At 68.7% G+C, this 24170-nt stretch carries 21 protein-coding genes and 2 riboswitches; of the genes, 13 read left to right on the forward strand and 8 right to left on the reverse strand.

Features of this window, described 5'->3' with window-relative positions; genetic code table 11:
• A partial coding sequence (locus BT264_RS22750) for an integrase catalytic domain-containing protein (protein WP_143155759.1) occupies positions 1 to 1020 on the reverse strand: 1020 nt, incomplete at its 3' end.
• A gap of 211 nt (positions 1021 to 1231) precedes the next feature.
• On the opposite strand from BT264_RS22750, the gene bamE reads away from it, so the two are divergent.
• On the forward strand, positions 1232 to 1771 hold the full coding sequence (gene bamE, locus BT264_RS22755; protein WP_072441363.1) for an outer membrane protein assembly factor BamE domain-containing protein: 540 nt from the start codon (positions 1232 to 1234) through the stop codon (positions 1769 to 1771).
• Between the two features lie 36 nt (positions 1772 to 1807).
• On the opposite strand, the gene BT264_RS22760 is transcribed toward bamE, so the two are convergent.
• The 5 genes from BT264_RS22760 to BT264_RS22780 all read right to left on the reverse strand — a co-directional run bounded on the left by BT264_RS22760 (position 1808) and on the right by BT264_RS22780 (position 7205).
• Positions 1808 to 3112, reverse strand: coding sequence for a cobyrinic acid a,c-diamide synthase CobB (locus BT264_RS22760; RefSeq protein WP_072440963.1), 1305 nt, complete (start codon positions 3110 to 3112; stop codon positions 1808 to 1810).
• 2 nt (positions 3113 to 3114) lie between these two features.
• The gene (gene cobO / locus BT264_RS22765; RefSeq protein ID WP_034184156.1) at positions 3115 to 3717 is read right to left on the reverse strand and encodes a cob(I)yrinic acid a,c-diamide adenosyltransferase; all 603 of its coding nucleotides are present in this window, start codon (positions 3715 to 3717) and stop codon (positions 3115 to 3117) included.
• A gap of 34 nt (positions 3718 to 3751) precedes the next feature.
• Positions 3752 to 4129: a cobalamin biosynthesis protein gene (locus BT264_RS22770; RefSeq protein ID WP_083534165.1), complete on the reverse strand. Its 378-nt coding sequence runs from the start codon at positions 4127 to 4129 to the stop codon at positions 3752 to 3754.
• On the reverse strand, positions 4126 to 4935 hold the full coding sequence (cobA, locus tag BT264_RS22775) for a uroporphyrinogen-III C-methyltransferase (protein WP_177318397.1): 810 nt from the start codon (positions 4933 to 4935) through the stop codon (positions 4126 to 4128). The genes BT264_RS22770 and cobA overlap by 4 nt, the downstream gene beginning before the upstream one ends.
• A 109-nt stretch (positions 4936 to 5044) precedes the next feature.
• Positions 5045 to 5281: riboswitch (cobalamin riboswitch) on the reverse strand.
• A gap of 85 nt (positions 5282 to 5366) precedes the next feature.
• A complete protein-coding gene (locus tag BT264_RS22780) occupies positions 5367 to 7205 on the reverse strand; it encodes a DUF3857 domain-containing transglutaminase family protein (protein WP_072440973.1) in 1839 nt (612 codons plus the stop codon).
• 1190 nt (positions 7206 to 8395) lie between these two features.
• Positions 8396 to 8660: riboswitch (cobalamin riboswitch) on the forward strand.
• Positions 8661 to 8847: 187 nt separating this feature from the next.
• Between BT264_RS22780 and BT264_RS22790 the strand changes: the two genes are divergently transcribed.
• The 8 genes from BT264_RS22790 (at position 8848) to BT264_RS22825 (ending at position 18244) form a co-directional block, all read left to right on the forward strand.
• The gene (locus BT264_RS22790; RefSeq protein WP_072440977.1) at positions 8848 to 9906 is read left to right on the forward strand and encodes a HoxN/HupN/NixA family nickel/cobalt transporter; all 1059 of its coding nucleotides are present in this window, start codon (positions 8848 to 8850) and stop codon (positions 9904 to 9906) included.
• Positions 9907 to 9931: 25 nt separating this feature from the next.
• Positions 9932 to 11020 carry a cobalamin biosynthesis protein CobW gene (cobW, locus tag BT264_RS22795; RefSeq protein WP_072440979.1) on the forward strand — a complete coding sequence of 363 codons (1089 nt, stop codon included), beginning with the start codon at positions 9932 to 9934 and terminating at the stop codon, positions 11018 to 11020.
• A gap of 6 nt (positions 11021 to 11026) precedes the next feature.
• A complete protein-coding gene (gene cobN, locus BT264_RS22800) occupies positions 11027 to 14836 on the forward strand; it encodes a cobaltochelatase subunit CobN (RefSeq protein ID WP_072440981.1) in 3810 nt (1269 codons plus the stop codon).
• Complete coding sequence (locus BT264_RS22805; protein ID WP_072440982.1) at positions 14833 to 15918, forward strand: magnesium chelatase ATPase subunit I; 1086 nt, start codon at positions 14833 to 14835, stop codon at positions 15916 to 15918. Before cobN ends, BT264_RS22805 begins: the two co-directional genes overlap by 4 nt.
• A gap of 68 nt (positions 15919 to 15986) precedes the next feature.
• The gene (locus BT264_RS22810) at positions 15987 to 16595 is read left to right on the forward strand and encodes a vWA domain-containing protein (RefSeq protein WP_072440984.1); all 609 of its coding nucleotides are present in this window, start codon (positions 15987 to 15989) and stop codon (positions 16593 to 16595) included.
• Between the two features lie 91 nt (positions 16596 to 16686).
• Positions 16687 to 17139 carry a YaiI/YqxD family protein gene (locus BT264_RS22815; protein WP_072440986.1) on the forward strand — a complete coding sequence of 151 codons (453 nt, stop codon included), beginning with the start codon at positions 16687 to 16689 and terminating at the stop codon, positions 17137 to 17139.
• Between the two features lie 173 nt (positions 17140 to 17312).
• Entirely contained in the window at positions 17313 to 17885 is a 573-nt protein-coding gene (locus BT264_RS22820) for a DUF1993 domain-containing protein (RefSeq protein WP_072440988.1), read from the forward strand.
• 32 nt (positions 17886 to 17917) lie between these two features.
• Positions 17918 to 18244: a low molecular weight protein tyrosine phosphatase family protein gene (locus BT264_RS22825; RefSeq protein ID WP_072440990.1), complete on the forward strand. Its 327-nt coding sequence runs from the start codon at positions 17918 to 17920 to the stop codon at positions 18242 to 18244.
• A gap of 21 nt (positions 18245 to 18265) precedes the next feature.
• Here the strand turns inward: BT264_RS22825 and BT264_RS22830 are convergent, their stop codons facing one another.
• Positions 18266 to 18688 (reverse strand): NUDIX hydrolase, encoded by a 423-nt coding sequence (locus BT264_RS22830; protein ID WP_072441002.1) that lies wholly within the window; start codon positions 18686 to 18688, stop codon positions 18266 to 18268.
• 149 nt (positions 18689 to 18837) lie between these two features.
• Complete coding sequence (locus BT264_RS22835) at positions 18838 to 19095, reverse strand: hypothetical protein (RefSeq protein WP_072441004.1); 258 nt, start codon at positions 19093 to 19095, stop codon at positions 18838 to 18840.
• Between the two features lie 276 nt (positions 19096 to 19371).
• Here BT264_RS22835 and BT264_RS22840 point away from each other — a divergent pair, with 276 nt between their 5' ends.
• From BT264_RS22840 to BT264_RS22855, 4 genes are all read left to right on the forward strand, one after another.
• Positions 19372 to 20535: a CaiB/BaiF CoA transferase family protein gene (locus BT264_RS22840; protein ID WP_072441005.1), complete on the forward strand. Its 1164-nt coding sequence runs from the start codon at positions 19372 to 19374 to the stop codon at positions 20533 to 20535.
• 126 nt (positions 20536 to 20661) lie between these two features.
• A complete protein-coding gene (locus BT264_RS22845; protein ID WP_072441008.1) occupies positions 20662 to 21963 on the forward strand; it encodes a CitMHS family transporter in 1302 nt (433 codons plus the stop codon).
• 112 nt (positions 21964 to 22075) lie between these two features.
• A complete protein-coding gene (locus BT264_RS22850) occupies positions 22076 to 23242 on the forward strand; it encodes an acyl-CoA dehydrogenase family protein (RefSeq protein ID WP_072441010.1) in 1167 nt (388 codons plus the stop codon).
• 53 nt (positions 23243 to 23295) lie between these two features.
• The gene (locus BT264_RS22855) at positions 23296 to 24039 is read left to right on the forward strand and encodes an IclR family transcriptional regulator (RefSeq protein WP_072441012.1); all 744 of its coding nucleotides are present in this window, start codon (positions 23296 to 23298) and stop codon (positions 24037 to 24039) included.
• Positions 24040 to 24170 lie beyond the last annotated feature (131 nt).

A 24170-nucleotide genomic window follows, 5' to 3' on the forward strand; every position in this document is an offset into this window, starting at 1 on the left:
ATCTACGCAAAAGGCGTTGAACTGCTTCGCCCACTCGGCCGGTATATGCGCGTAGCCGAATTGCTTGCGCACGACATTGCCGTTCTTGGATTCGGCCAGGGCGTTGTCGTTACAGCGTCGTGGACGTGAGCGGGTGAACTCGATGAGTTGTTCCTTGAGCATCTTCGCGACCTCGTGATTGATGTACTCCGAACCGCCATCGCTGTGAAAGCCAAGAATACGGAATGGAAACTGGTCAATCATGTCGCGCAGTACCGGCAGCATGTGTTCCCGCTCCAACGATGGCACGGTCGCGACGACTTCCCACTGGGTTACGCAGTCGACGGCGTTGATGTGATACACGCCGCGCTGTTCGTCGATGTTGCCCTGATGAACGCTGTCGATGCGGATGAAGCCGGGGCGGTTCTCTGGCGCGGGAGCCCGGCGCACGGCGATTGCCGCGCCTCTGGGATTGGCCTGAGTCTTCGTGTAGACCGTGTGATGCAGACGATAAGCCTGCGAACGTCGCAGGTTGTACAGGTGAGAGGCTGAAAGGTGCTGCAGGCGCACGTAGCGCTCATCGTGGTAGACCTGATACATGCGACGCAGCACGACGACCATCGCCGGGCCGGAAAGCCTGCCGTACTCGCGCTCGGTCTGGGCGAGCGTGAAGATGTCCTCATCGGTGTAGCGGCGGGCGAAGGCATTCGCGGGCGTGCCCTTCAGCCACGCGAGCCTTTGCCCTTGCACCCAGCGTTGTACCAGCCGTGTCATGTGAGCTCGGCCGAAGCCGCTAAAGCGTCGCAGATAGCGCAGCACGAGCCCCCGGTGAGGTCGCTTGAGCTGGTCGTAGCGAAAGCGCCGCAGAACAGAGGCGACCCATTCGCGCCGTTCGTGAGGGCACGCGGCGGGTGCGAAGTCGAGCGTCTGTGTACCGTCGAGGACGGCGCGCACTTGGTCCAGGGCGCGGATTTGCGATTCGTTCAAGTTGATGATCATCCGGTAAATGATCATCCACCCCGGTGCTCCGATGTCGGTCAACTCGTGCGTGTCGGGCCAACAACAGGCTCATTTGCATTGGAAACGCGCCAAAGGCGCTACACAAGAACCAGCGAAGACCCTCGCCCAGGCTCCTGTTCCATTGGAAAGCGCTCTGCACGTTGATTTGACGCTCCTTGACATCGGCGCGACAGGCCGCGTGCTACGCTGCGCGCGACGCCGGATCGGCTCGATGAATACAGGTGTGGACGAAATGCGAAAACAGCTTCTGGCCGTGCTGACGGCCTGTGCGGTCGGCGTTCTGGCGGCCGGGTGCGACGACCAGAAGATCGCCGATGCGGTCAATGCGATCAAGCCCGATCCGATGGCGTTCGGTAACCTGCAGCCGGGCGTCTCGACGACCGAGGACGTGCTCCGTCAGGCGGGCAAGCCCGAGATGGTCAGGCAGGGTGACGACGGCTCGCAGCGGTTCGAGTATCCGCGCGGCCCGTACGGCACGAGCACCTACATGCTCGATTTCGGGCCCGACGGCCGGCTCGTGTCGATCACGCAGGCGCTGACGGCGGCGAACATCGCGAAGGTCGTGCCCGGGATGTCGAAGGACGACGTGCGTCAACTGCTGGGCAAGCCGACCGAGGTCGCGCAATACGCGTTGAGCCATGAAGAGGTGTGGAGCTGGCACTGGGCCGAGGGCGGCGTATCGGGCGATGCGATGTTCAACGCGCATTTCTCGCCCGACGGTACCGTGATCCGGACTTCGCGTTCGGAAGCGCCGGGCCGCGAAAAACCCTGACATCGCGGCGTCGCGGCGCTTCACTGGGTTTTGCCGTCAGAACGCCGTGCCGCCGAACAGCGCCGCTGCCATCTCCGGATTCGACGGCCAGTACATATGCATGTACGTCGCGACGATCGCGCCGCGGCGATAGACGGCTTCGCCGCTGCCCGGCGCGCCGTCGGGGCGCGCGGCGTTCGCGACCGGTTCCAGCGGCGTCGCGAGCCGCGAATAATGAAACGTATGGCCGCGCATCGGCCCGGTGCGCGTATCGAGATGCTGCATGCCGAGCGCCGCAAACCGGCGCTGCATCGTCGCCTGGCCCGGCAGCAGGCCGAGCATCGGCGTCGTTGCGCCGTCCACGTCGGTCAGCGATTCACACAGATACACCATCCCGCCGCATTCCGCGACGATCGGCCTGCCTGCAGCCGCATGCGCGCGAATCGTCCGCGCGGTTTCGGCATTCGCCGCGAGCGTCGCCGCATGCAGTTCCGGATAGCCGCCCGGCAGGAACAGCGCGTCGCAATCGTCCGGCACCGGTTCGCTGGCGAGCGGCGAGAAGAACCGCAGCTGCGCACCGAGCGCATCGAGAAGCGCGAGATTCGCCGGATAGATGAACGAGAACGCCGCATCGCGCGCAACCGCGATCCGTTTGCCGGCGAGCGCACGCGGCAGCGGCGCCGCGATGTCCGGTTCCGCGAACGCGACGGCAGGCGGCAATTCGGCGAGCGCCGTCTGCGCGAGCACGTCGGCCGCGCGTTCGAGCCGCGCCTCGAGATCGTCGATGTCGGCAGGCTGGTGCAGGCCGAGATGCCGCTCCGGCAGCGCGATGCCCGCATCGGCCGGCACGTGGCCGAGCCAGCGCAGGTCGCCGGGCAGTGCCTGTTGCAGCAGCTCCGCATGCCGGGCCGAGCCGACGCGGTTCGCCAGCACGCCGTGAAACGGCAGCCCAGGCCGGAACCGCGCGAGCCCGAACGCGATCGCCGCGAAGGTCTGCGCCATCGCCTTCGCGGAAATCACCGCGACCACCGGCACGCCGAACGCGGCCGCGAGGTCGGCACTGCTCGGCGTGCCGTCGAACAGCCCCATCACACCTTCGATCAGGATCAGGTCCGCATCGCGCGCGGCATCGGCCAGCAGCGCGCGGCAGCCGGCCTCGCCGACCATCCCGAGGTCGAGCGCATGCACGCTCGCGCCGCTCGCGCGTTCGAGCAGCATCGGATCGAGAAAATCGGGCCCGGTCTTGAACACGCGCACGCGGCGGCCGAGCCGGCGGTGCAGCCGCGCGAGGCCGGCCGTCACCGACGTCTTGCCCTGGCCGGACGCGGGCGCGCTGACGAACAGCGCGGGGCAGGCCGGCACGCTCAGAACTCCACGCCGCGTTGCGCCTTCACGCCTTGCTCCTTGTACGGATGCTTGACGAGCCGCATTTCGGTGACGAGATCGGCCGCGTCGATCAGCGCGTCGGGCGCGTGCCGCCCGGTGACGACGACATGCACCGACTCCGGACGCGCGACGAGCGTCGCGAGCACTTCGTCGAGCGGCAGGTATTCGTACTTCAGCACGGTGTTCAGCTCGTCGAGGATCACCATCCGGTAGTCGCCGCTTTCGATCATCCGGCGCGCCTCGTCCCAGCCCTTGCGCGCGGTCGCGATGTCTGCATCGCGATTCTGCGTGTTCCACGTATAGCCGTCGCCCATCGTCACGAAGTCGCATTCCGCGACCGCGCCGAGGAAATCGCGCTCGGACGTGTGCAGCGCGCCCTTGATGAACTGCACGACGCCGAGCCGCATGCCGTGGCCGAGCACGCGCACGGCCATGCCGAACGCAGCGGTGCTCTTGCCCTTGCCGTTGCCGGTGTGGACGATCAGCAGGCCTTTTTCATGGGTGGCGGCGGCCTGCTTCTTCTCGTGGCCGGCACGGCGGCGTTCGGCCATCCGCTGATGGGATTCGGAATCGGTCTTCATCGGGAATCGTCCTGTCGAAAGCGAAACAAAGGGTTCAGAGCGGGCCGGCGAGTGCGACCGTCACGCCGTTCCGGATGGATTTGGGGCCCAGCAGCCGGCCGTGCGGCGCCGCGAGCCGCGCGCACGGCTCGGCCACGCCCGCGACGCCGAAGCGTGCGAGCGCGGCGTCCGACGGGCTGCTCGCGGCCAGTTCGGGACGGCTCGCGAGTTGCGCCGCGTCGAACGCGACGAGCGGCCAGCCGCGTCGCGCGCACAGCGTGCGCAGCGCGCGGGCACGCGCCTTGTCGGCGAGCGTCGCGACGAGCGCCGGTTCGGCGGCCGGGTAGAGCGCCAGCGCCGCGCGGATCGCGGCATCGAGTTGCGCGGCCGTCACGCCCGCGCGGAACCCGACGCCGAGTGCGACGCGCATCATGCGCCGCCGCCGAGCGCCGCACGCACCGACGGATCGTCGGCAAGCGCCGCGACGCGGCCGATCACGACGATCGCCGGCGAACCGATGCCGGTCGCGCCGACGCGTTCGACGACGGTGTCGAGCGTCGCGAGCACGTGCCGCTGTTCGGGGCGGGTCGCGTTCTCGATCGCCGCGCACGGCGTATCGCCGGGCAGGCCGCCGTCGCACAGCGCCGCCGCGATCGCGTCGAGCCGGCGGATGCCCATGTAGATCACGATCGTCATGCGCGTGGCCGCCAGCGCGCGCCAGTCGGGCTCGTCGGCGCCCGCGCCGTGGCCCGTGACAAAGATCACGCCCTGCGCGTCGCCGCGCTGCGTGACCGGAATGCCGAGCGCGGCCGGCGCGGCGATGCCCGCGGTGATGCCGTTCACGACCTCGACCGGAAAACCGGCCGCGCCGAGCGCGGCCAGTTCCTCGCCGCCGCGGCCGAACACGAACGGATCGCCGCCCTTGAGCCGCGCGACGCTGCGACCCGCGCGCAGGTGCGCGAGCATCGCGGCGACGATCGCCTCCTGCGGCGTCGACGCATGGCCGCCGCGCTTGCCGACATGCTCGATGTGCGCGCCGGCGCGCGCATGGCGCAGCACGTCTGGGTTCACGAGATCGTCGACGAGCAGCACGTCCGCCGCGCCGATCGCGCGCACGGCCTTGAGCGTCAGCAACTCGGCGTCGCCGGGGCCGGCGCCGATGAGCCAGGCGCGGCTCATCGCGTGCGGCACGGCGCGCACCGTGTCGAGACAGTGGAATGGGGAAGGCGGGCGGCACATCGGCGGCCGGCGAACAGGCAATGCATGACGGATCGGACGAAGCCCGCGCGAACGCGGGTGGAATGCGCACCCCATCCGTCCCCCGCGGATCGGGCGTTCGGCGAGCGTCGGGCTCGCCCCTTGCGTCGGCCGGTATCCGGGCTGGCCGCTTGCCAGGCCGCGGCCTTCCCGCCCGGCTGAGGGCAGTGGCATCGTGGGCGGCATGGGCGCGTGCGCGGGGAAGCGCGTCGCGCGGGCGGCGTACCGTTGCGGGGACAGCACAGGCCGGGCGGTCGTCCGCCTCCTGTTTCCCGTTTAACTGCATGCGCGGAATGCGCATGCGAGCACCGAACGCGGCGCTACGATAGCACAGCGCGCCGGCGCAAACGCATGCGGGGCCGGCACCCGACGGCCGGCGACGGTGCGTGATGCGCAGGCCGTCGCGGCTTCGGTTACCGATACAGGATTTGGCGCTTCAGATCCTTCGAGATGCTGCGCGCGGCGTCCGCCCATTCGGCGAGCTTCGCGCCGCTGCATACGTTGCCGCCGAGGTCGCGATCGAGCACGCGCGTCACGTTGACCGTCCGGCCGTCGCGGAGATAGGTCGAACGGTACGCGATTTCGCCCGCGCGGACGTCGACGTCGGGCGGTATCGCGAGTATCTCGACGTCGGCCGGCAGCGTGATCCGGTAGCGTTCCTCGAGCCGCGTCCCGGCACAGACGCCTTCGAAGCGCTTGTCCTTTTGCCGAAGGACGAAGTCGGCGAACTCGCGAATCCTGCCGAAATTCGGCAGCGACGGCACCGCGAACGCCGCAGGGCCCGGCATCAGCGACAACTGGTTCAGCGTGCCGCGCAGCGCGATCGAGAAGGGCTGGTCGAGTGCGTCAAGATGATGCGGGGTCATCTTCAGTTCGCCGGAGAGGCCGGAACGGCGCAGCATCTCGTCGGCCAGCCGTTTCGGCTGAACGTAGACGAACATCTGCCGCGCATGCTGGACGGCCTGGCCGTCGAGCGCGATGTCGCCCGTCATCGTCGCGTTGCCGTCGCGGTCGAGATCGAGCGCGTAGGCGAGCAGCGAACGGCTGTTGCGGCCGTTTTGCGGCGGCGTGCGGATCACGTTGCCCGTCGCGGTGTCGAGCGCGGGCTTGCCGCTCGCCTCGAACGGCAGCGCGCCGAATGGCAGCACCCCGGCCGTCGTATCGGCAAACGCGTCGAATTCGGGCAGCCACGCGATCGCGTGATTGAACGTCAGCACGTCCGGCGCGTCGGGCAGGCGGTAGCGATCGCCGAGGTTGACCAGTATCGTGCGGCTCTCGATGCCCTTTGCCGCGAGCAGCGCGGACAACAGCGTCACCTGGTCCTTGCAGTCGCCGTAGCGGTTCGCAAGCACGGCGTCGGCTCGATGCGGGACGACGGGCCCGGCGCCGAAATACACGCCGACATAGCGGATGTTGCGGGCAACCCACGCGTACAGCCGCATCGCCTGCTCGCGACGGTCGTCGACATCCGCGGTGATCTGGTTCGCGAGCGCGCGGATCGCGTCCGCGGGCGCCTGTTTGTCGGCGGCGCGTGCCTGATACGCACGTGCGATGTCCGCATAGCCGGAGAAATTGCTCGCGATGAAGACGGGGCCGACGTCCGTCCACGCGACCGTGTTCGCCTGTTCTTCGATCGGGCCTGGCGCGGGCGTTTCGTAGTGGTAAGCGCGGATCCGGCGCCCGTTGCGCGTCGTATCGGAAGTCGCGCGCATGGCCCTCGCTTCGATCGCGACGGCCATGCCGGCCGGCGTATCGAGCGTGACGTTCGCGGCGCGGTAGTCTTCGGTCGGCGGAAACGCGAGTTGCACGCTGAATTTGCCGGGGAACAGCGTATTCGTGTCGGTCAGCGTATACGAAAGCCGGATCGAGTCGCCTTTCGCGAGCGCGGGAAACGCGACGATGCGCAGGTGTTCGGTGCTGAATTGCGGCGCCGCAGCCGCGACCGGCGCCGGCCGGTCGAAGATGCCGTGCCGGATATCGACCGGTACGGCCGAGCCGTCGGCGTGCACGGTCTGTGCAGTGTCGATGTCGAGCTTCTGGAGCTGCGCGTTGTACGGCAGCACGTACTGGCCGAAGCGGGCGATCGCGGCGTCCGTCAGCAGCTTGATCGACAGATCGACCTGCGCGGTGCGCCTGCCGGATGCGTCGACCTTGATCGTGTTGTCGAGTCGTTCGACCTGGTAGTCGGCGGCAAAAGAAGTGGAGAGCCTGAGCGCCAGCAGTACTGCGATACCGGAGCGGATTATGCGCAAGTAACGAACGTGATGTTGTGTCATTGATTTACTGACGCCTGGAAGCGAGACGACGATCGGCGTAGGGCGCCCGTCGTCGGTCTTTGCGACGCTCGGCGAACATGTCGCCGAGCAAATGAGGGCCATGCCCGGATCCCGCGAAGCGCGGCGGCGCACGGTCGCCGGGTGTTTCAAGCAAGGCTTCAGCAACCGCCCGCGCCGCAGGATCCACCGCCGCCTGAACCTCCGGACGAGCCGGAATTGCCGCCGATGCCGCCGCGATTCGGGCCACAGACCGCCGCACCGGCCAGTGCGCCGACGGCCGATGCAGCTCCGTTTCCGAACCCGAGTGCGCCAACACCGGCGCCAAACAGGCCGCCTATTGCAAGCCCGCAACCGGCAGTACCGCCAGCTGCGGTAGCGCCCCCCATTCCATTTAGCGCACCGCTGGCCGCTCCCGAAATCGCTCCGACGAACCCACCGGCCATGATGCTGCCTCGATTGGCCTGTGCGCCAATGCTCGCGACGTGGACGGCCCCGTCTCCGCCACTTACCCGATTCATTTCACTCACAGTGAGTTTTCGCATGTTGAACCTCCTTGGATTGACGATTACCGATGCCGATTGCGAAACATGTGCGATATATGCGATCGGCTCTTTGTCGCAGCAGGCTACTTCACAAGCACCGCTTCGATTCCCGTAGCGTTTGCAGAATGCAGTACGACCACATCAGTACTTTCGCGACCGTTGCGACGGGGGAATCCATCCCCTTCAGGGCAAACGGAAACAAGAGCGCCATCGACAGCCATACGACGATGGCAACATACAACCGGGCAATATTCATGGTCTGAACGAATGTGTCGCAGTGGTTTATCTCGATCATCGAAAACTGTCTGGATCGGACAATCGAATATCGACCGCGCAACGTCAATCAACCGAATCTCCGGAGAGAATGAACGTTTCTGCGCGCAACCCCACCCTGCACTTGCGGCGGCGCTAGCCTTGCTATTGCGGACAACGTAAACAACCGTCAATCCTGAAAAACCGCTTCGGATGGCGAGCCGTACTACTTCGCGTTCGATCCCGCACGGGTTGCCGGGCGCGTCAGACAGTCGGACGATGCCCCCGGAATACCCGCGCCGGATCCGGTGCCCGCCGGTTCATCCGGCCGACCTTGCCACTCGCCGCCTTGACGCTCCCGCCCCCGGCGCCTACACTCGCACGCGTTTTGGTGCTCGCGCGCGCCCTCCGGTGCGCGCAGTTAAACGGGAAACAGGGAGCCTGCCTGCGTCGCAGTCGAGCCAACCTGTGCTGCCCCCGCAACGGTAAGCGAACGCATCGTGCCCGCCGCGATGCAGCGCCGCTTCGCCGCATGCCGCGCGCATGCGGACGACCGCCACTGGATGCCCTGCGCATCCGGGAAGGCGAAGCGGCGTGTTCGTCAGCCCGGATACCGGCCTAAACGTTGGGGTTCAGCGCCGCGGGGAGGCGGCGCATCGTCCACGGCCGCAGCGTGCCCGACACCCGAGCGTTTCCCGATTCCCGTCGTCCGACCGCCCGCGCGAGCGCGCATGATCCGGCCCGATGAAGGGCCGGACCGCGCGGGGCCGCGCAGCGACGGCCGTGTTGGCATTCTTCATGTCGACCGTTCGCAAAGGAGCGTCATGCTCGATTCGCTGTTTCGCCTGTTCAACGACAGTCCGTCCGGGCTGCGCGGCAAGATCGTCGCGATCTACGCGCTGCTGATCGCCTTCAACGCCGGCGCGTGGATCTGGGCGTTCGCCGCCTTCCACGGCCAGCCCGTGCTGCTCGGCACCGCGCTGCTCGCGTACGTGTTCGGGCTGCGCCATGCGGTCGACGCCGACCACATCGCGGCCATCGACAACGTCACGCGCAAGCTGATGCAGGAGGGTCGCAGCCCGCTCGGCGCGGGCCTGTTCTTCTCGCTCGGCCACTCGACGGTCGTGATCGTGATGTCGGTCGTGGTCGCGTTCACGGCCGCGTCGCTCGCGCGCTTCGAGAGCATGAAAGCGTGGGGCGGCGTGATCAGCACGAGCGTGTCGGCGTTCTTCCTGCTGGTGCTCGCGATCGCGAACCTGCTGATCCTGATTTCCGTCTACCGGACGTTCCGCGCCGCGCGGCGCGGCGAGCCGATCGTCGACGCCGATCTCGACCTGCTGCTGAACCAGCGCGGCGTGCTCGCGCGCCTGTTCCGTCCGCTGTTCCGGCTCGTGTCGCGCAGCTGGCACCTGTATCCGGTCGGGTTCCTGTTCGGCTTCGGCTTCGATACGGCGACCGAGATCGCGCTGTTCGGCATCTCGGCGGCGCAGGTGCAGGGCGGTCTGTCGTTCTGGTCGGTGATGGCGCTGCCGATGCTGTTCACCGCCGGCATGACGCTGGTCGACACGACCGACGGCATCCTGATGATGGGCGCGTATCGCTGGGCGTACGTGCGGCCGATCCGCAAGATCTACTACAACATGACGATCACCTTCGTGTCGGTGCTGGTCGCCGCGCTGATCGGCGGCATCGAGGTGCTCGCGCTGCTCGCGGACAAGCTGTCGCTGCAAGGCCCGGTGTGGGACTTCGCGTCGATGGTGGCGTCGCACTTCGGCATGCTCGGCTACGTCGTGATCGGCCTGTTCCTCGCGTGCTGGCTCGTGTCGGCCCTGATCTACCGGTTAAAGCGCTACGACGAGATCGACGTGACGATCTCGGCCTGACTCCCCTTACGACCCTGGATATTCCATGACCCTACGCAAGCTGCCCGTCACGATCGTCACGGGCTTTCTCGGCAGCGGCAAGACGACGCTGATGCGCCACATCCTGCAGCATGCCGAAGGCCGCCGCATCGCGGTGATCGTCAACGAGTTCGGCGAGCTCGGCATCGACGGCGAAATCCTCAAGGGCTGCGGCATCGGCTGCGAGGATGCCGAAGGCGCGCAGGACGAAGCGTCGGGCCAGCTTTACGAGCTCGCGAACGGCTGCCTGTGCTGCACCGTGCAGGAAGAGTTCTATCCGGTGATGGAAGCGCTCGTCGAGCGCCGTGCGGACATCGACCACGTGCTGATCGAGACGTCGGGCCTCGCGCTGCCGAAGCCGCTCGTGCAGGCGTTCAACTGGCCGACGATCCGCAACAGCTTCACGGTCGACGCGGTCGTGACCGTCGTCGACGGGCCGGCCGCCGCGAGCGGCCAGTTCGCGGAAAACCCGCAGGCCGTCGACGCGCAGCGCCGTGCGGACCCGAACCTCGACCACGAATCGCCGCTGCACGAGCTGTTCGCCGATCAACTCTCGTCCGCCGATCTCGTGATCGTGAACAAGGCCGATCTCGTCGGCGACGCGCAGTTCGCGCGGATCGAAACCGCGATCCGCGACGAGATCCCGCCGCAGGTGAAGATCGTGCGCGCGACGCGCGGCGAGCTCGACCTCGCGATGCTGCTCGGGCTCGAATCGGCGTCGGAGGAAACGATCCACCTGCGCCACGACCATCACGGCTCGGCCGACGACGGCGATCACGACCACCATCACGACGACTTCGACTCGGTGGTCGTATCGGGCGACGCGGGCACGCGCGAAGCGACGATCGCGGCGCTGCAGCGCGTCGTCGAAGCGTACACGATCTACCGCGCGAAAGGCTTCGCCGCGCTGCCCGGCGCGCCGATGCGACTCGTGATCCAGGGCGTCGGCCGCCGCTTCGACAGCTATTTCGACCGTCGCTGGCAGGACGGCGAAACGCGCGCGAGCCGCTTCGTGCTGATCGGCGAGGATCTCGACGCGGCCGCGCTGCAACGCGCGTTCGACGCCGCGTGCGCGGCCGAACCGCAACAGGCGTAACGCACGATGCATCTGCTGCGCACCACGCCGGGCGGCTTCGTCGACGATACGCAGGGCGTGGTCCGGATCGACCAGCAGCCGGCCGACATCGTGATCCTGAGTTCGGCCGACACGACGCTGTCGCTGCTCGCGAGCGTCGTGCCGCAATTGCCGGCCGGCTTCCCGAGCGTGCGGCTCGCGAACGTGACGTTCCTTCGGCAGCCGGCGTCCGTCGATTTCTATGTCGATGACGTGCTGCGCCACGCGAAGACGGTCGTGATCGATCATCTCGGCGGCGAAGCGTACTGGCCGTACGGGATCGAGCAGGCCGTGTCGCTTGCGTCGAAGCGTGGGCAGCAGCTCGCGATGTTCTCGGGCGACCTGCAGGAAGACCCGAACCTCGTTGCGAAAAGCACGGTCGCGCCGGACCTGTGCCGGCTGTGGTGGCGCTACCTGCGCGAAGGCGGTGTGCACAACGCCGAAGCGCTGCTGCGCAGCATCGCGTTCCATACGCTGGGCTTCGGCGACGAACCCGAGCTGCCGCGCCCGCTGCCGGCGGCCGCGCTGTATTACCCGGCGCGCGACCGCGCGAGCGTCGACGACTGGCGGCCGCGCTGGACGCCCGGCGCGCCGGTCGTCGCGATCCTGTTCTATCGCGCGCACTGGCAGGCCGCGAACACGGCCGTGTTCGACGCGCTGGCCGACGCGCTCGTTCGGGAAGGGCTGAATCCGCTGCCGATCGCGGTGACGTCGCTGAAGGACGCGGTGAGCCGCGAGGTCATCACGCAGCTCTGCGACACGCACGACGTCGCGCTCGTGCTGAACACGACCGCGTTCGCGGCCGGCGCGATCGATGCCGCCGAGCCGGAGGTGCTCGCCGGCGACGCGCCGGTGCTGCAGGTGATCCTGTCCGGCGGCAATCGCGACGCGTGGGTCGCCGACAACCAGGGCTTGCATGCGCGCGACATCGCGATGCACATCGCGCTGCCCGAGGTCGACGGGCGCATCGTCACGCGCGCGGTGAGCTTCAAGGGGCTCGCGTATCGCTGCCCGCACACCGAGGTCGACGTCGTGCGCTACCAGCCGGATGCGGAGCGGATCGCGTTCGTCGCGGCGCTCGCGCGCGGCTGGTGCCGGCTGCGCACGCTCGACAACGCGAGCAAGCGCATCGCGCTGATCCTCGCGAACTATCCGCAAAGCGAAGGGCGGATCGGCAACGGCGTCGGGCTCGACACGCCGGCGTCCGCGCTGCGCGTGCTCGCTGCGCTGCGCGATGCGGGCTACGCGCTGGCCGACCTGCCGCCCGACGGCGACGCGCTGATCGCGCGGCTCACCGAAGGCGTGACCAACGACGCGGCCGTGCATGCGCTGCGTCCGGCGTTCCAGAGTTTCGCGCTGGCCGACTACGTCGCGCATTTCGCGCGGCTGCCTGCGGCCGTGCGCGATGCGCTGAATGAGCGCTGGGGCCCGCCCGAAGCCGACCCGACGCTGCGCCACGGGCGTTTCACGATCGCGGGCTGGCGCGCGGGTAACGTGTTCGTCGGCATCCAGCCGTCGCGCTCGCGCGGCGAGAACGACTACGCGAGCTACCACGACGCGGATCTCGTGCCGCCGCATGCGTATCTCGCGTTCTATTTCTGGCTGCGCGATGCGTATCGCATCGACGCGATCATCCATCTCGGCAAGCACGGCAACCTCGAATGGCTGCCGGGCAAGAGCGTCGCGCTGTCCGATGCGTGCTGGCCCGACCTGACGCTCGGGCCGCTGCCGCACCTGTATCCGTTCATCGTCAACGATCCGGGCGAGGGCAGCCAGGCGAAGCGGCGCGCGCAGGCCGTGATCGTCGATCATCTGATGCCGCCGCTCACGCGCGCGGAAAATTACGGCCCGCTGCAGGATCTCGAGCGACAGGTCGACGAATACTACGAAGCGCTGATGGTCGATGCGCGGCGCGCGAAGCTGCTGAGGAAGACGATTCTCGCGACGATCGCCGAGCACCGGCTGCACGACGAACTGAGCGTATCGCCGCCGCGCGATGCGGGCGACGAGGATGCGCTGCTGACGCGCGTCGACGCGTGGCTGTGCGAATTGAAGGAAGCGCAGATTCGCGACGGGCTGCATGTGTTCGGCGCGTCGCCGGCCGATCGCCAGCGGCGCGACACGCTGCTCGCACTCGCGCGCTTTCCGGTCGGCGACGGCAAGGGCGAGCGCGCCGGGCTGATCGGTGCGCTCGCACGCGACCTGAAGCTCGGCGACGATTTCGATCCGCTGTCGGCCGACTGGGCCGCGCCGTGGGCCGGCCCGCGGCCGGCGATCCTGCAGGCGCTCGACGCGTCGCCGTGGCGTCATGCGGGCGATACGCGCGAGCGGCTCGAACGGCTCGCGCAGCAATGGCTGGACGGGCTGTGCGCGGCCACCGGCGGCAACCCCGGCGCCGATGCGACGCCGCCCGGCGAATGGCCGCATACGCTCGCGGTGATCGAGCGTGTCCGCGCGACGCTGATGCCCGCGCTCGACGCATGCGGCGGCGAGGAAATGCGCCAGCTGCTGCGCGGGCTCGACGGCCGCTTCGTGCCGCCGGGGCCGAGCGGCTCGCCGTCGCGTGGCCGCCCCGACGTGCTGCCGACCGGGCGCAACTTCTACTCGGTCGACACGCGCGCGGTGCCGACGCAGGCCGCGTGGTCGCTCGGCCTGAAATCCGCGCAGCAACTGATCGAGCGGCATCTGCAGGATCACGGCGACTATCCGCGCGCGATCGGCCTGTCCGTGTGGGGCACGGCGACGATGCGCACCGGCGGCGACGACATCGCGCAGGCGTTCGCGCTGCTCGGCGTGCGGCCGAAATGGGCGCACGGCAGCCATCGCGTGACCGATTTCGAAATCCTGCCGATCGAGATCTTCGACCGGCCGCGCATCGACGTAACGCTGCGCGTGTCGGGCTTCTTCCGCGACGCATTCCCGAACCTGATGCACCTGTTCGACGCGGCCGTGCAGGCCGTCGCCGCGCTCGACGAGCCCGAGGAACTGAACCCGATCCGCGCGCGCATCGAGCGCGAACGCGCGAAATGGATCGCGCAGGGCGTGCCGCCCGACGAAGCGCGGCGCCGCGCCGGCTGGCGTGTGTTCGGCGCGCAGCCGGGCAGCTACGGCGCGGGCCTGCAGGACCTGATCGACCAGCGCCGCTGGCAGACCGACGCCGATCTCGCCGATGCGTACCGCCAATGGGGCGGCCATGCGTACGCGCAGAACAGCGCGGGCGACGCCGCGCCCGACGTGTTCGGCGAGCGGCTGGCGACGATCGACGTCGTCGTGCAGAACCAGGACAGCCGCGAGCACGACATCCTCGATTCGAACGACTACTACCAGTTCCAGGGCGGGATGACGGCGGCCGTGCGGCACTTGTCCGGGCAGCAGCCGAGCATCTACCACGGCGACCATGCGAACCCGGTCGCGCCGAAGATGCGCACGCTGCGCGAGGAGATCGCGCGCGTGATCCGCTCGCGCGTCGTCAACCCGAAATGGCTCGACGGCGTGAAGCGCCACGGCTACAAGGGCGCGGCCGAGCTGGCCGCGACCGTCGACTACCTGTACGGCTATGACGCGACCGCGCGCGTGCTGTCCGACCACCAGTACGCACTCGTCGCCGACGCGTACCTGTTCGACGACGACACGCGCGCGTTCCTCGAACGGCACAACCCGAAGGCGCTGCACGGCATCTGCGAACGCTTCGTCGAGGCGATGCAGCGTGGCCTGTGGCAGCAGCCGGGCGATTATCGCGAGCGGATCGAAGCGGTCTGGCTCGAAAGCGAACAACTCCAGGAAGGAGGACGGCGATGACCGATCCGACGCTGCACCGCGCGCGCGCGGTCTTTCCGTTTGCGGCGCTCGTCGCGCAGGACGCGTTGCAGCAGGCGCTGCTGCTCGCCGCGATCGACCCGTCGCTCGGCGGCGTGCTGGTGAGCGGGCCGCGCGGCACCGCGAAATCGACCGCCGCGCGCGGCCTCGCGGAGCTGCTGCCCGAAGGGCAGTTCGTCACGCTGCCGCTGTCGGCGAGCGACGAACAGGTGACCGGCACGCTCGATCTCGCACATGCGCTGGCTGAAAACGGCGTGCGCTTCCGGCCTGGCCTGCTGGCGCGCGCGCATCTCGGCGTGCTGTATGTCGACGAAGTGAACCTGCTCGCCGACGGCCTCGTCGATACGCTGCTCGACGTCGCCGCGAGCGGCGTGAATATCGTCGAGCGCGATGGCGTATCGCATGCGCACGACGCGCGCTTCGTGCTGGTCGGCACGATGAATCCGGAGGAAGGCGAGCTACGCCCGCAGTTGCTCGACCGCTTCGGGCTGATGGTCGAACTCGAGAACTGCTTCGATGCCGCGCAGCGCGAGCGGATCGTGAAGGCGCGGCTTGCATTCGATCTCGATCCGGATGCGTTCCGCGCCCGTCATGCAACCGCGCAGCGCGAACTCGGCGACCGGATTCATGCGGCGCGAGCGCGGCTGGCGATGCTCGATTTCGACGACGCGGTGCATGCGCGTGTCAGCGCGCTGTGCATCGACGCGGCCGTCGACGGGCTGCGCGCCGATCTCGTGATGCTGCGCGCCGCGCGTGCACTCGCCGCGCTGGAACGGGCCGATGCGGTGATGGTGTCGCATGTGGAGCGCGTGGCCGAAGCGGTGCTGCGGCACCGGCGCCATGCGGGTGCGCCGCCATCTTCCGGCGCGTCGCAGCCGGACCGCGAACGTGATGAACGTGACGATCGCTCTCCGCCGGATGCGCGCCAGCGGCCGGAGAACCAACCGGGAGCGACGAAGAACGACACCGCCGCATCGCAGGGCGACTGGGGCTACCTGCCGCCCGAACCGGCCGGGCTGCGCGACGTGAAAAGCGTCGTGCCGCTGCCGCTAAAAAAACGCTGAGCCATCGAGCAAGTGCCGCCGCGAACGCCGTTCGCGGTCCTCGATGGCAATCAGGCGCAGCCGCGCGCGTGCCGGGCACCGCGCGCGCCGGTACGGCCGTTGCGTGGCCGGCGACGCTCGCCGCGAAACGCGGCGATTCGCTCCACCTCGGCCATCTGCGCTTCCGGAAACGGGCCGGCACGCCGCACGCGCTGCATTGCTTCGTGCTCGACTGTTCGGCGTCGATGCTGTCGCACGACCGGCTCGCGCTGGCGAAGGGGCTGATCGTCGCGTATTTCGATCGCGCCGCGCGCGACCGCGTCGAAACCGCGCTGATCTGCTTCGGCGGCAACGGCGCCGCGCGGCGCTTCGGCCCGGCCGTGCCGCGCTGGTGGAACGCGCGCTGGCTCGAACCGGTCGACGGCGGCGGCGGCACGCCGCTCGCGGACGGCATCGCGGCCGCCGCGCAGTTGCTCGCGCGCGAAGCGCGGCGCGAGCCCGGCAAGCAGCGCTGGCTGTGGGTGCTGTCCGACGGGCGCACGCGCGAGATGCCGGCGAAACCCGCGGCGGCCGATCACGTCGTGTTCGTCGACTTCGACGATGCGGCCGTGCGGATCGGGCAGGGCGCACGGCTGGCCGATGCGTGGGGCGCGCAGTGGGTGACGGCCGATGCGCTTTGCGTGGGCCTCGCGGGTTGATCGGGCTGAGCGGGCGGTATGTCGGCCCAGGGCCGCGGCCGGTGGTGCGCTATCATCGCCGCTTCTGCTTCAGCCCATTGGAAAACCCGCCATGCAAGTACTGGTCGATGCCGACGCGTGTCCCGCCGTCATCAAGGACATGCTGTTTCGCGCCGCGCGTCGTGCCGAAATCCGCGTGACGCTGGTCGCGAACCAGTTTCTGCGCACGCCGCCGTCGCCGTTCATCAAGGCGGTGCAGGTGCCGGCCGGCTTCGACGTGGCTGACGCGCGCATCGTCGAGCTGGCCGAGGCCGGCGACCTCGTGATCACCGCCGACATCCCGCTGGCCGCCGCCGTGCTCGACAAGGGCGCGCATGCGCTCGACCCGCGCGGCAACTGGTTCAGCCGCGAGAACATCGAGGAACGCCTGTCGACGCGCGCGATGATGGATCAGTTGCGCAGCACGGGCATCGACACGGGCGGGCCGGCGCCGTTCAGCGCGCGCGACGGCAAGACGTTTGCATCGCAACTCGACCGGTTCCTGGCGCGATACGGCAAGCCGTAAGGCCGCGTTTCGGCCGCGTGGCGCAATCGATCGTTCCGCATACGGAAACGCTCGCACGCGCCACGCGTGCCATGCGCAGGATCCGCATCGGAACGTGTGCTTCGCCCTGGTCCGGATGCAGGTTTTCGCCGACGCTGCTATCGTGGCGCGAACCACTGCACAGGAGCGCACGCGTGTCGCCGACCCAACTTCTCGTTCCGACGTTTACCCAGATGCTGCGCGCGCAGTCCGCGTGGCTCGACAAGGCTGTCGCACGCCGGCAGGCGGCGGGCGACGAGCCCGATGCGGCGATGACGCTGAAGCTGGCGGCCGACATGTATCCGCTCGCCGCACAGGTGCGCTTCTCGTGCTTCCAGGCGATGGAGCCGGTCTACCGGCTGCGCGGCGAGCCGCTGCCGGCCGCGCTGCTGGCATTGCGCGAAGCCGGATGGAACGCGGATGCGCAGCCCGGCTCGCTGAGCGACGCGCAGGCGATCATCGCGGGCACGCTCGCGTTTCTCGGCGAACTCGCGCCGGATGCGCTCGATGGCGGCGCCGCGCGGCCGATCGCGCTCGAAATGCCGAACGGGATCGCATTCGACATGACGGGCGAACAGTACGCGCGCGACTGGGCGCTGCCGCAGTTCTACTTCCACGCGATCGCCGCGTACGCGATCCTGCGCCATCACGGCGTCGAACTCGGCAAGGCCGACTACGTGCCGCACATGCTCGCGTACGTGCGGCCCGGCACGATTCCGCAAGGGTGATTGGCGAGCGGGCCGGCAGGCAGCGAAGCGGCATGACACGGGCACTGTTCATCTGCAGCCGCAACCGGCTGCGCAGCCCGACGGCCGAAGCGGTATTCGCCGCGTGGCCGGATGTCGAGACCGACTCCGCGGGCCTCGCGCCCGATGCGGATACGCGCCTGTCCGCCGAGCAGCTCGATTGGGCGGACATCGTCTTCGTGATGGAGCGCGCGCACAAGGCGAGGCTGTCGGCACAATTCGGCGCTCACCTGAAGCACAAGAAGATCGTCTGCCTCGATATCCCCGACCGTTATGCGTTCATGCAGCCCGAACTCGTCGTGCTGCTCGAACGCAAGGCCGGCCCGTTCCTGCGCGCGTGACCGGCGCGGGCGACATCGACGTCAGCGCGGCGGGCCGTTCGCGATTTCCGAGAAGCAGTCGAGGCGCAGCAGCTCGATGATCTTGCGCGTCGGCACGCTCGCCCGGAGCGATTCGAGCCGGTCGACGGCGAACCACTTGCAGCGGGCGATCTCGTTGCTCGCGCGCGGCGTCAGGTGCGCCGGCACGTCGGCCACGAACACGTGATGCAGCTTCGTCAGTCCGCCGAATTGCACCGCGTAGTCGAGCGCAAGCCCCTCCAGTCGCGTTTCCTCGGCGAGCTCCCGCTGCGCGGCCTCGAGCGGCGTCTCGCCGCGCCGGATCGTGCCGCCCGGCAGCGACCAGCGCGACGCGGTGCGGGCGACCAGCAGCACGCTGCTGCGCTGGCAGCACACGATGGTGGCGCGTTCCTTGATGACGGCGAGGGTGTCCGGCCCGGTACTCATGTTCGGCAAAACAGGTGCTGAATCGTGGAGAAAATGCGTCGGCGGTTCGTTATCCGGCAGCGGGCCGCGACGGGCATGCAGGCAGCCGCAGCGATCATACCGGCCGTTCGTGACAGTTCCGTGCACGGCATCGCGCCGCCTGCGCCAGGTTACGCGTGCGTGTAGATCCCGCTGCGCGTCGGCTTCACGTGGCGCGAATGGCGGCGCGTGTGAACGGCGCGCCGGTGATGGGGCGGCACCGTCACGTGCCGGCGCGCGGGCGCGGGCCGTGCGGCTGGCGCGGCGGCCTGCGGCGCCGCGCCCGGCATCTGCGTCTGTCCTTCGCCGAAATGGAAAGTCCGGGTTTGCGCGTGTCCGACACCGAGCGTCGACGCCAGCATGAAGGCTGCCAGCAGGATCCGTTTCATGAATATTCCGCCTTGCTTTTTTCGAGATGAACGTTGCCCGCCAGCTTAACGAAGGGCTGGGTGGTGCCGCAACCGGCGCGGATTCGGTGTCGTCTCCCGTTGCGCCCGGCTGCGTTATCCGCGCTTCGGCCGGATGCATCCGGGCTTGACAACATAATTCCTGAGTGTGAATATAAATTCACATACAAGAATTATTCGCCGAATCCGGAAAGTCGCGCCGCAGGCGCCGGCCGCCGGAACCGGCAGTCCGATCAACCGGAACCAGGAGCGGGACACATGGCGGAACGGGAGCAGCAGGGCGCGCTGGCGGGATTGCGCATCGTCGATCTGTCGCGGGTGCTGGGCGGCCCGTACGCGACGCAGATCCTCGCCGACCACGGCGCGGAGGTGATCAAGGTCGAACCGCCGTCCGGCGACGAGACGCGCACGTGGGGCCCGCCGTTCGACGGCGACACCGCGTCGTACTTCCTCGGCGTGAACCGCAACAAGCTCGGCGTCGCGCTCGACCTGACACAACCGGACGACCGCGAGCGGCTGCTCGGCCTGCTCGAACACGCGGACGCCATCGTCGAGAACTTCAAGATCGGCACGATGGAGCGCTGGGGGCTCGGCTTCGACACGCTGCATGCGCGGTTTCCGCGGCTCGTTTATTGCCGCGTATCGGGTTTCGGCGCGGACGGCCCGCTCGGCGGGCTACCCGGCTACGATGCGGCCGTGCAGGCGCTTGCGGGGCTGATGAGCGTGAACGGAGAAGCAGGCGGCGCGCCGTTGCGCGTCGGTGTTCCGATCGTCGATCTCGTGACCGGACTGAACGCGGCGCTCGGCGTGCTGATGGCGCTGCGCGAGCGCGACGCGAGCGGCCGCGGCCAGTTCGTCGAATCGACGCTGTTCGACTGCGCGCTGTCGATCCTGCATCCGCATACGCCGAACTTCTTCCATTCGGGCAACGCGCCCGTGCGCACCGGCAACGCGCATCCGAACATCACGCCGTACGACAGCTTTCCGACGGCCACCGTCGACATCTTTCTCGCGGTCGGCAACAACGGGCAGTTCGCGGCGCTGTGCGACGTGCTCGGCACGCGCGACTGGCCCGACGATCCGCGTTTCGCGGACAACCGCGCGCGCAGCGCGAACCGCGCCGCGCTGCGCGCGCTCGTCGAAACGGCGCTGGCCGGACACGACGGCGCGGCGCTCGCCGAGCAACTGATGCGCCGCGGCGTGCCATGCGCGCCCGTGCTGGGGCTCGATGCGGCGCTCGACCATCCGCATGTCGCGCATCGGCAGATGAAGGTCGAGCTGGGCCGGCATCGCGGCATCGCGTCGCCGATCAAGCTCGGCCGCACGCCGGCCACGTACCGGCGGCCGCCGCCCGCGCTGAACGAACACGCGGCGCAGGTTTTTGCCGACGCCGATAACGATCGCGCCAACCGCCGGGACTGACCGGCAGCGGGCCGCCGGCCGTGCCGCGCGCCCGACGGCGGCGCACGGCCGAGCGGGCCATACGCCCCCAATTCGGACACCACGCCGGCCCGCGCACGGACGCACCGGCTGAAGAGGAGACGCATCATGCTCGCATGGATCGGCGCGATCGCCATCGTCGCACTGTTCGGCCTGATCATCACGAAGCGGCTGTCGCCGCTCGTGGCGCTGATCGTCGTGCCGGTGGCCGCGTCGCTCGCGGCCGGTTTCGGGCTGACCACCGGCAAATTCATCGTGCACGGCGTACAGAACATCGGCCCGATCGCCGGGATGTTCGTTTTTGCGATTCTATTTTTCGGCATCCTCACCGATGCGGGGATGCTCGACCCGATCATCGCGGGCGTGCTGCGCGTGATCGGCTGCCATCCGCCGCGCATCGTGATGGGCTCGGCGCTGCTCGCGCTGCTGATCCATCTCGACGGCTCGGGCGCCGTCACGTTTCTCGTCACGCTGCCCGCGATGATGCCGCTCTATACGCGGCTCGGGATGGATCGCCGCATCCTCGCGTGCGTCGCGTCGATGGCGGCCGGCGTCAACTTCCTGCCGTGGGTCGGGCCGATGCTGCGCGCGTCGGCGGCGCTGCACATTCCCGGCTCGACGATCTTCATGCCGATGATTCCGGTGCAGATCGTCGGGCTCGCGTTCGTGTTCGGCACCGCGTACGTGCTCGGCGTGCGCGAGGCGAAACGGCTCGGGCTCGATCGCGCCGGCGCGGCGTCGCTCGCGATTGCGCCGCGCGAGCTGACCGACGCCGAACGCGCGCTGCGCCGGCCTGGGCGCTTTCGCATCAATCTCGCGCTGACGCTCGTCGTGCTCGTCACGCTGGTGTCGGGCATCGTCGACCCGATGGTGATGTTCATGCTCGGCACGGTTGCCGCGCTCGTGATCAACTACCCGGACGTGCAGGCCCAGCGCGAACGGATCGACGCGCATGCGAAGGCCGCGCTGATGATGGCGAGCGTGCTGCTCGCGGCCGGCGCGTTCACCGGCATCATGTCCGGCACCGGGATGCTGAAGGCAATGGCGGAAGTCGTCGTCGCGCACGTGCCGGTCGAGCATGCGCGCCACATGCCGTTCGTGCTCGGGCTGCTGTCGATGCCGCTCAGCCTGCTGTTCGACCCCGATTCGTTTTATTTCGGCGTGCTGCCGGTGCTCGCGGAAAGCGGCAAACTGCTCGGCGTGCCGCCGATCCAGATGGCGCAGGCCGCGCTGCTCGGCCAGATGACGACGGGCTTTCCGGTGAGCCCGCTCACGCCCGCGACGTTCCTGATCGTCGGGCTGACCGGCGTCGAGCTCGCCGAGCACCAGAAATTCACGATTCCGTTCCTGTTCGCCGCCACCGTGCTGATGGTCTTCGCCGCGGTCGCGACGGGCGTGTTTCCGTTATGAGCGCCCCCAGACCTGTCGCTTCGCGCCAGGTCCCCCGACGGGACTTCCTTCGGGCGGCCCGGCGTTTTCTTGAGAACGGCGCGGCCGTTCACGTTTTCCGGGAGAGCAGACCATGCAATTCGACCTGACCGACGACCAGCGCGCGATCGAAAGCGCGATCGAGAAAATCTGCGCGCGCTTCGGCGACGACTACTGGCTCGAACGCGACCGCGCGGGCGGGTTTCCGGCCGATTTCCACGCGGCGCTCGCCGAGGCCGGCTGGCTCGGCATCGCGATGGACCCGTCTTACGGCGGCGCCGGGCTCGGGATGACCGAGGCCGCGCTGATGATGCGCACGATCAGCGCGTCGGGCGCGGGCCTGTCCGGCGCGTCGGCCGTCCACATGAACATCTTCGGGCTGAATCCGGTGCAGGTGTTCGGCAACGACGCGCAGAAGGCGCGCTTCCTGCCGCCGCTGATCGCCGGGCGCGACAAGGCGTGCTTCGCGGTGACGGAACCCGACGCGGGCCTCGACACCACGCACCTGACCACGCAGGCGCGCCGCGACGGCGATCACTACGTGCTGAGCGGGCGCAAGATCTGGATCTCGACCGCGCAGGTCGCGAACAAGATGCTGATCATCGCGCGCACGACGCCGCTCGACCAGGTCGCGAAGCCGACCGACGGGCTGAGCCTGTTCTATACCGACCTCGATCGCTCGCGCGTCGAGGTGCGCGAGATCGAGAAGATGGGCCGCAAGGCCGTCGATTCGAACATGCTGTTCATCGACAACCTGCGCGTGTCGCGCGACGACCTGATCGGCAGCGAAGGCGACGGCTTCCGCTATCTGCTGCACGGGCTGAATCCCGAACGGATCCTGATCGCCGCGGAGGCGATCGGGCTCGGGCAGGCCGCGCTGCGCCGCGCGACGCAATATGCATGCGAGCGCGTCGTGTTCGGCCGGCCGATCGGGCAGAACCAGTCGATCCAGCATCCGCTCGCGCTGGCGTGGATGCAGCTCGAGGCCGCGTGGTTGATGGTAATGAAGGCCGCGACACGCTACGACGCGGGGCAGTCGTGCGGCGCGGAGGCGAACGCGGCGAAATACCTCGGCGCGGAAGCCGCGTTCCACGCGTGCCAGACGGCGATCGCGACGCACGGCGGAATGGGCTACGCGAAGGAATACCATGTCGAGCGCTACCTGCGCGAGTGTATGATTCCGAGGCTCGCGCCCGTGAGCCCGCAACTGATCCTGTGCTATATCGCGGAGAAGGTGCTCGGGCTGCCGAAGTCGTACTGACGCGCGGCGGCCAGCCCGGCGCGCGGTTTCCCGTTCCGAATCAAGCGCTCGTCATGGACGTCAAACTCGTTGCCCGCACGCTCGACCTGTTCGAGCTGTTCGCCGCCGAACGGCGGCCGCTGCCGCTGACCGAACTCGCGCGCCTGCTCAACGTGCCGGCGTCGAGCTGCCTCGCGATGGCGCGCACGCTCGTGAGCCGCGGCTACCTGTACGAAGTGCGCAAGCGCGGCGGCTACTACCCGACGCGGCGCCTGCAGACGATCGCCGCCGCGATCGACGCGACCGATCCCGTCGTCGACATCGTGCATCCGCATCTCGTCGCGCTGCGCGACGCGAGCCGCGAGACAGCCGTGCTCGGCAAGATCCAGGGTTCGTCGGTCACGTACCTCGACGTCGTCGAATCGGAGCAGGCGATCCGCTATACACGCCGGCCGGGCGAGCTGCGCCCGCTGCACGCGAACTCGATCGGCAAGGCGATCTTCGCGGAACTCGCCGGCGATGCGCAGCAGGCGCTCGGCGCGCAGTTGCCGTTCGAGCGCTTCACCGACACGACGGTCGCGGACCTGCCGGCGCTCGTCGCGCAAACCGCACGGTTTCGCGAACTCGGCTGGGCCGAGAACTTCGGCGAAAGCGCGCCCGAGCTGTCGGCGATCGCGGTCGCGCTGACACTCGACGGCGACTGGTACGGGCTGTCGGTCGTCGGGCCGACCGAGCGGATCCGTCAGCATCGCGACGCGCATGCGGCGCTGCTCGTCGACGTGAAGGCGCGGCTGCTGGCCGAAAACGCGCGCGGGTAGGGTAGCGGCACGCGAGGGCCAGTAGCGGGCCAGCAGTCTGAACTGCACCCCAAGGGTCGAGCACCGATCCAGCCTTTGGGGTGTTTTTCATGGCGAAGCGTGACGAGCCGTTCCGGCATTCGATCCTGCCG

This window comes from Burkholderia sp. NFPP32 (assembly GCF_900119325.1).
GTDB lineage: Bacteria > Pseudomonadota > Gammaproteobacteria > Burkholderiales > Burkholderiaceae > Burkholderia > Burkholderia pyrrocinia_C.

Excerpts from the sequence above, each read along its gene's own strand:
- BT264_RS22850 (WP_072441010.1), top strand. The coding sequence starts at position 22,076 with ATGCAATTCGACCTGACCGACGACCAGCGCGCGATCGAAAGCGCGATC.
- BT264_RS22790 (WP_072440977.1), top strand. The coding sequence starts at position 8,848 with ATGCTCGATTCGCTGTTTCGCCTGTTCAACGACAGTCCGTCCGGGCTG.
- BT264_RS22835 (WP_072441004.1), bottom strand. The coding sequence starts at position 19,095 with ATGAAACGGATCCTGCTGGCAGCCTTCATGCTGGCGTCGACGCTCGGT.
- BT264_RS22815 (WP_072440986.1), top strand. The coding sequence starts at position 16,687 with ATGCAAGTACTGGTCGATGCCGACGCGTGTCCCGCCGTCATCAAGGAC.
- cobA (WP_177318397.1), bottom strand. The coding sequence starts at position 4,935 with ATGTGCCGCCCGCCTTCCCCATTCCACTGTCTCGACACGGTGCGCGCC.
- BT264_RS22840 (WP_072441005.1), top strand. The coding sequence starts at position 19,372 with ATGGCGGAACGGGAGCAGCAGGGCGCGCTGGCGGGATTGCGCATCGTC.
- cobW (WP_072440979.1), top strand. The coding sequence starts at position 9,932 with ATGACCCTACGCAAGCTGCCCGTCACGATCGTCACGGGCTTTCTCGGC.
- cobO (WP_034184156.1), bottom strand. The coding sequence starts at position 3,717 with ATGAAGACCGATTCCGAATCCCATCAGCGGATGGCCGAACGCCGCCGT.
- BT264_RS22845 (WP_072441008.1), top strand. The coding sequence starts at position 20,662 with ATGCTCGCATGGATCGGCGCGATCGCCATCGTCGCACTGTTCGGCCTG.
- BT264_RS22770 (WP_083534165.1), bottom strand. The coding sequence starts at position 4,129 with ATGATGCGCGTCGCACTCGGCGTCGGGTTCCGCGCGGGCGTGACGGCC.
- cobN (WP_072440981.1), top strand. The coding sequence starts at position 11,027 with ATGCATCTGCTGCGCACCACGCCGGGCGGCTTCGTCGACGATACGCAG.
- BT264_RS22805 (WP_072440982.1), top strand. The coding sequence starts at position 14,833 with ATGACCGATCCGACGCTGCACCGCGCGCGCGCGGTCTTTCCGTTTGCG.
- BT264_RS22825 (WP_072440990.1), top strand. The coding sequence starts at position 17,918 with ATGACACGGGCACTGTTCATCTGCAGCCGCAACCGGCTGCGCAGCCCG.
- BT264_RS22830 (WP_072441002.1), bottom strand. The coding sequence starts at position 18,688 with ATGAGTACCGGGCCGGACACCCTCGCCGTCATCAAGGAACGCGCCACC.
- BT264_RS22855 (WP_072441012.1), top strand. The coding sequence starts at position 23,296 with ATGGACGTCAAACTCGTTGCCCGCACGCTCGACCTGTTCGAGCTGTTC.
- bamE (WP_072441363.1), top strand. The coding sequence starts at position 1,232 with ATGCGAAAACAGCTTCTGGCCGTGCTGACGGCCTGTGCGGTCGGCGTT.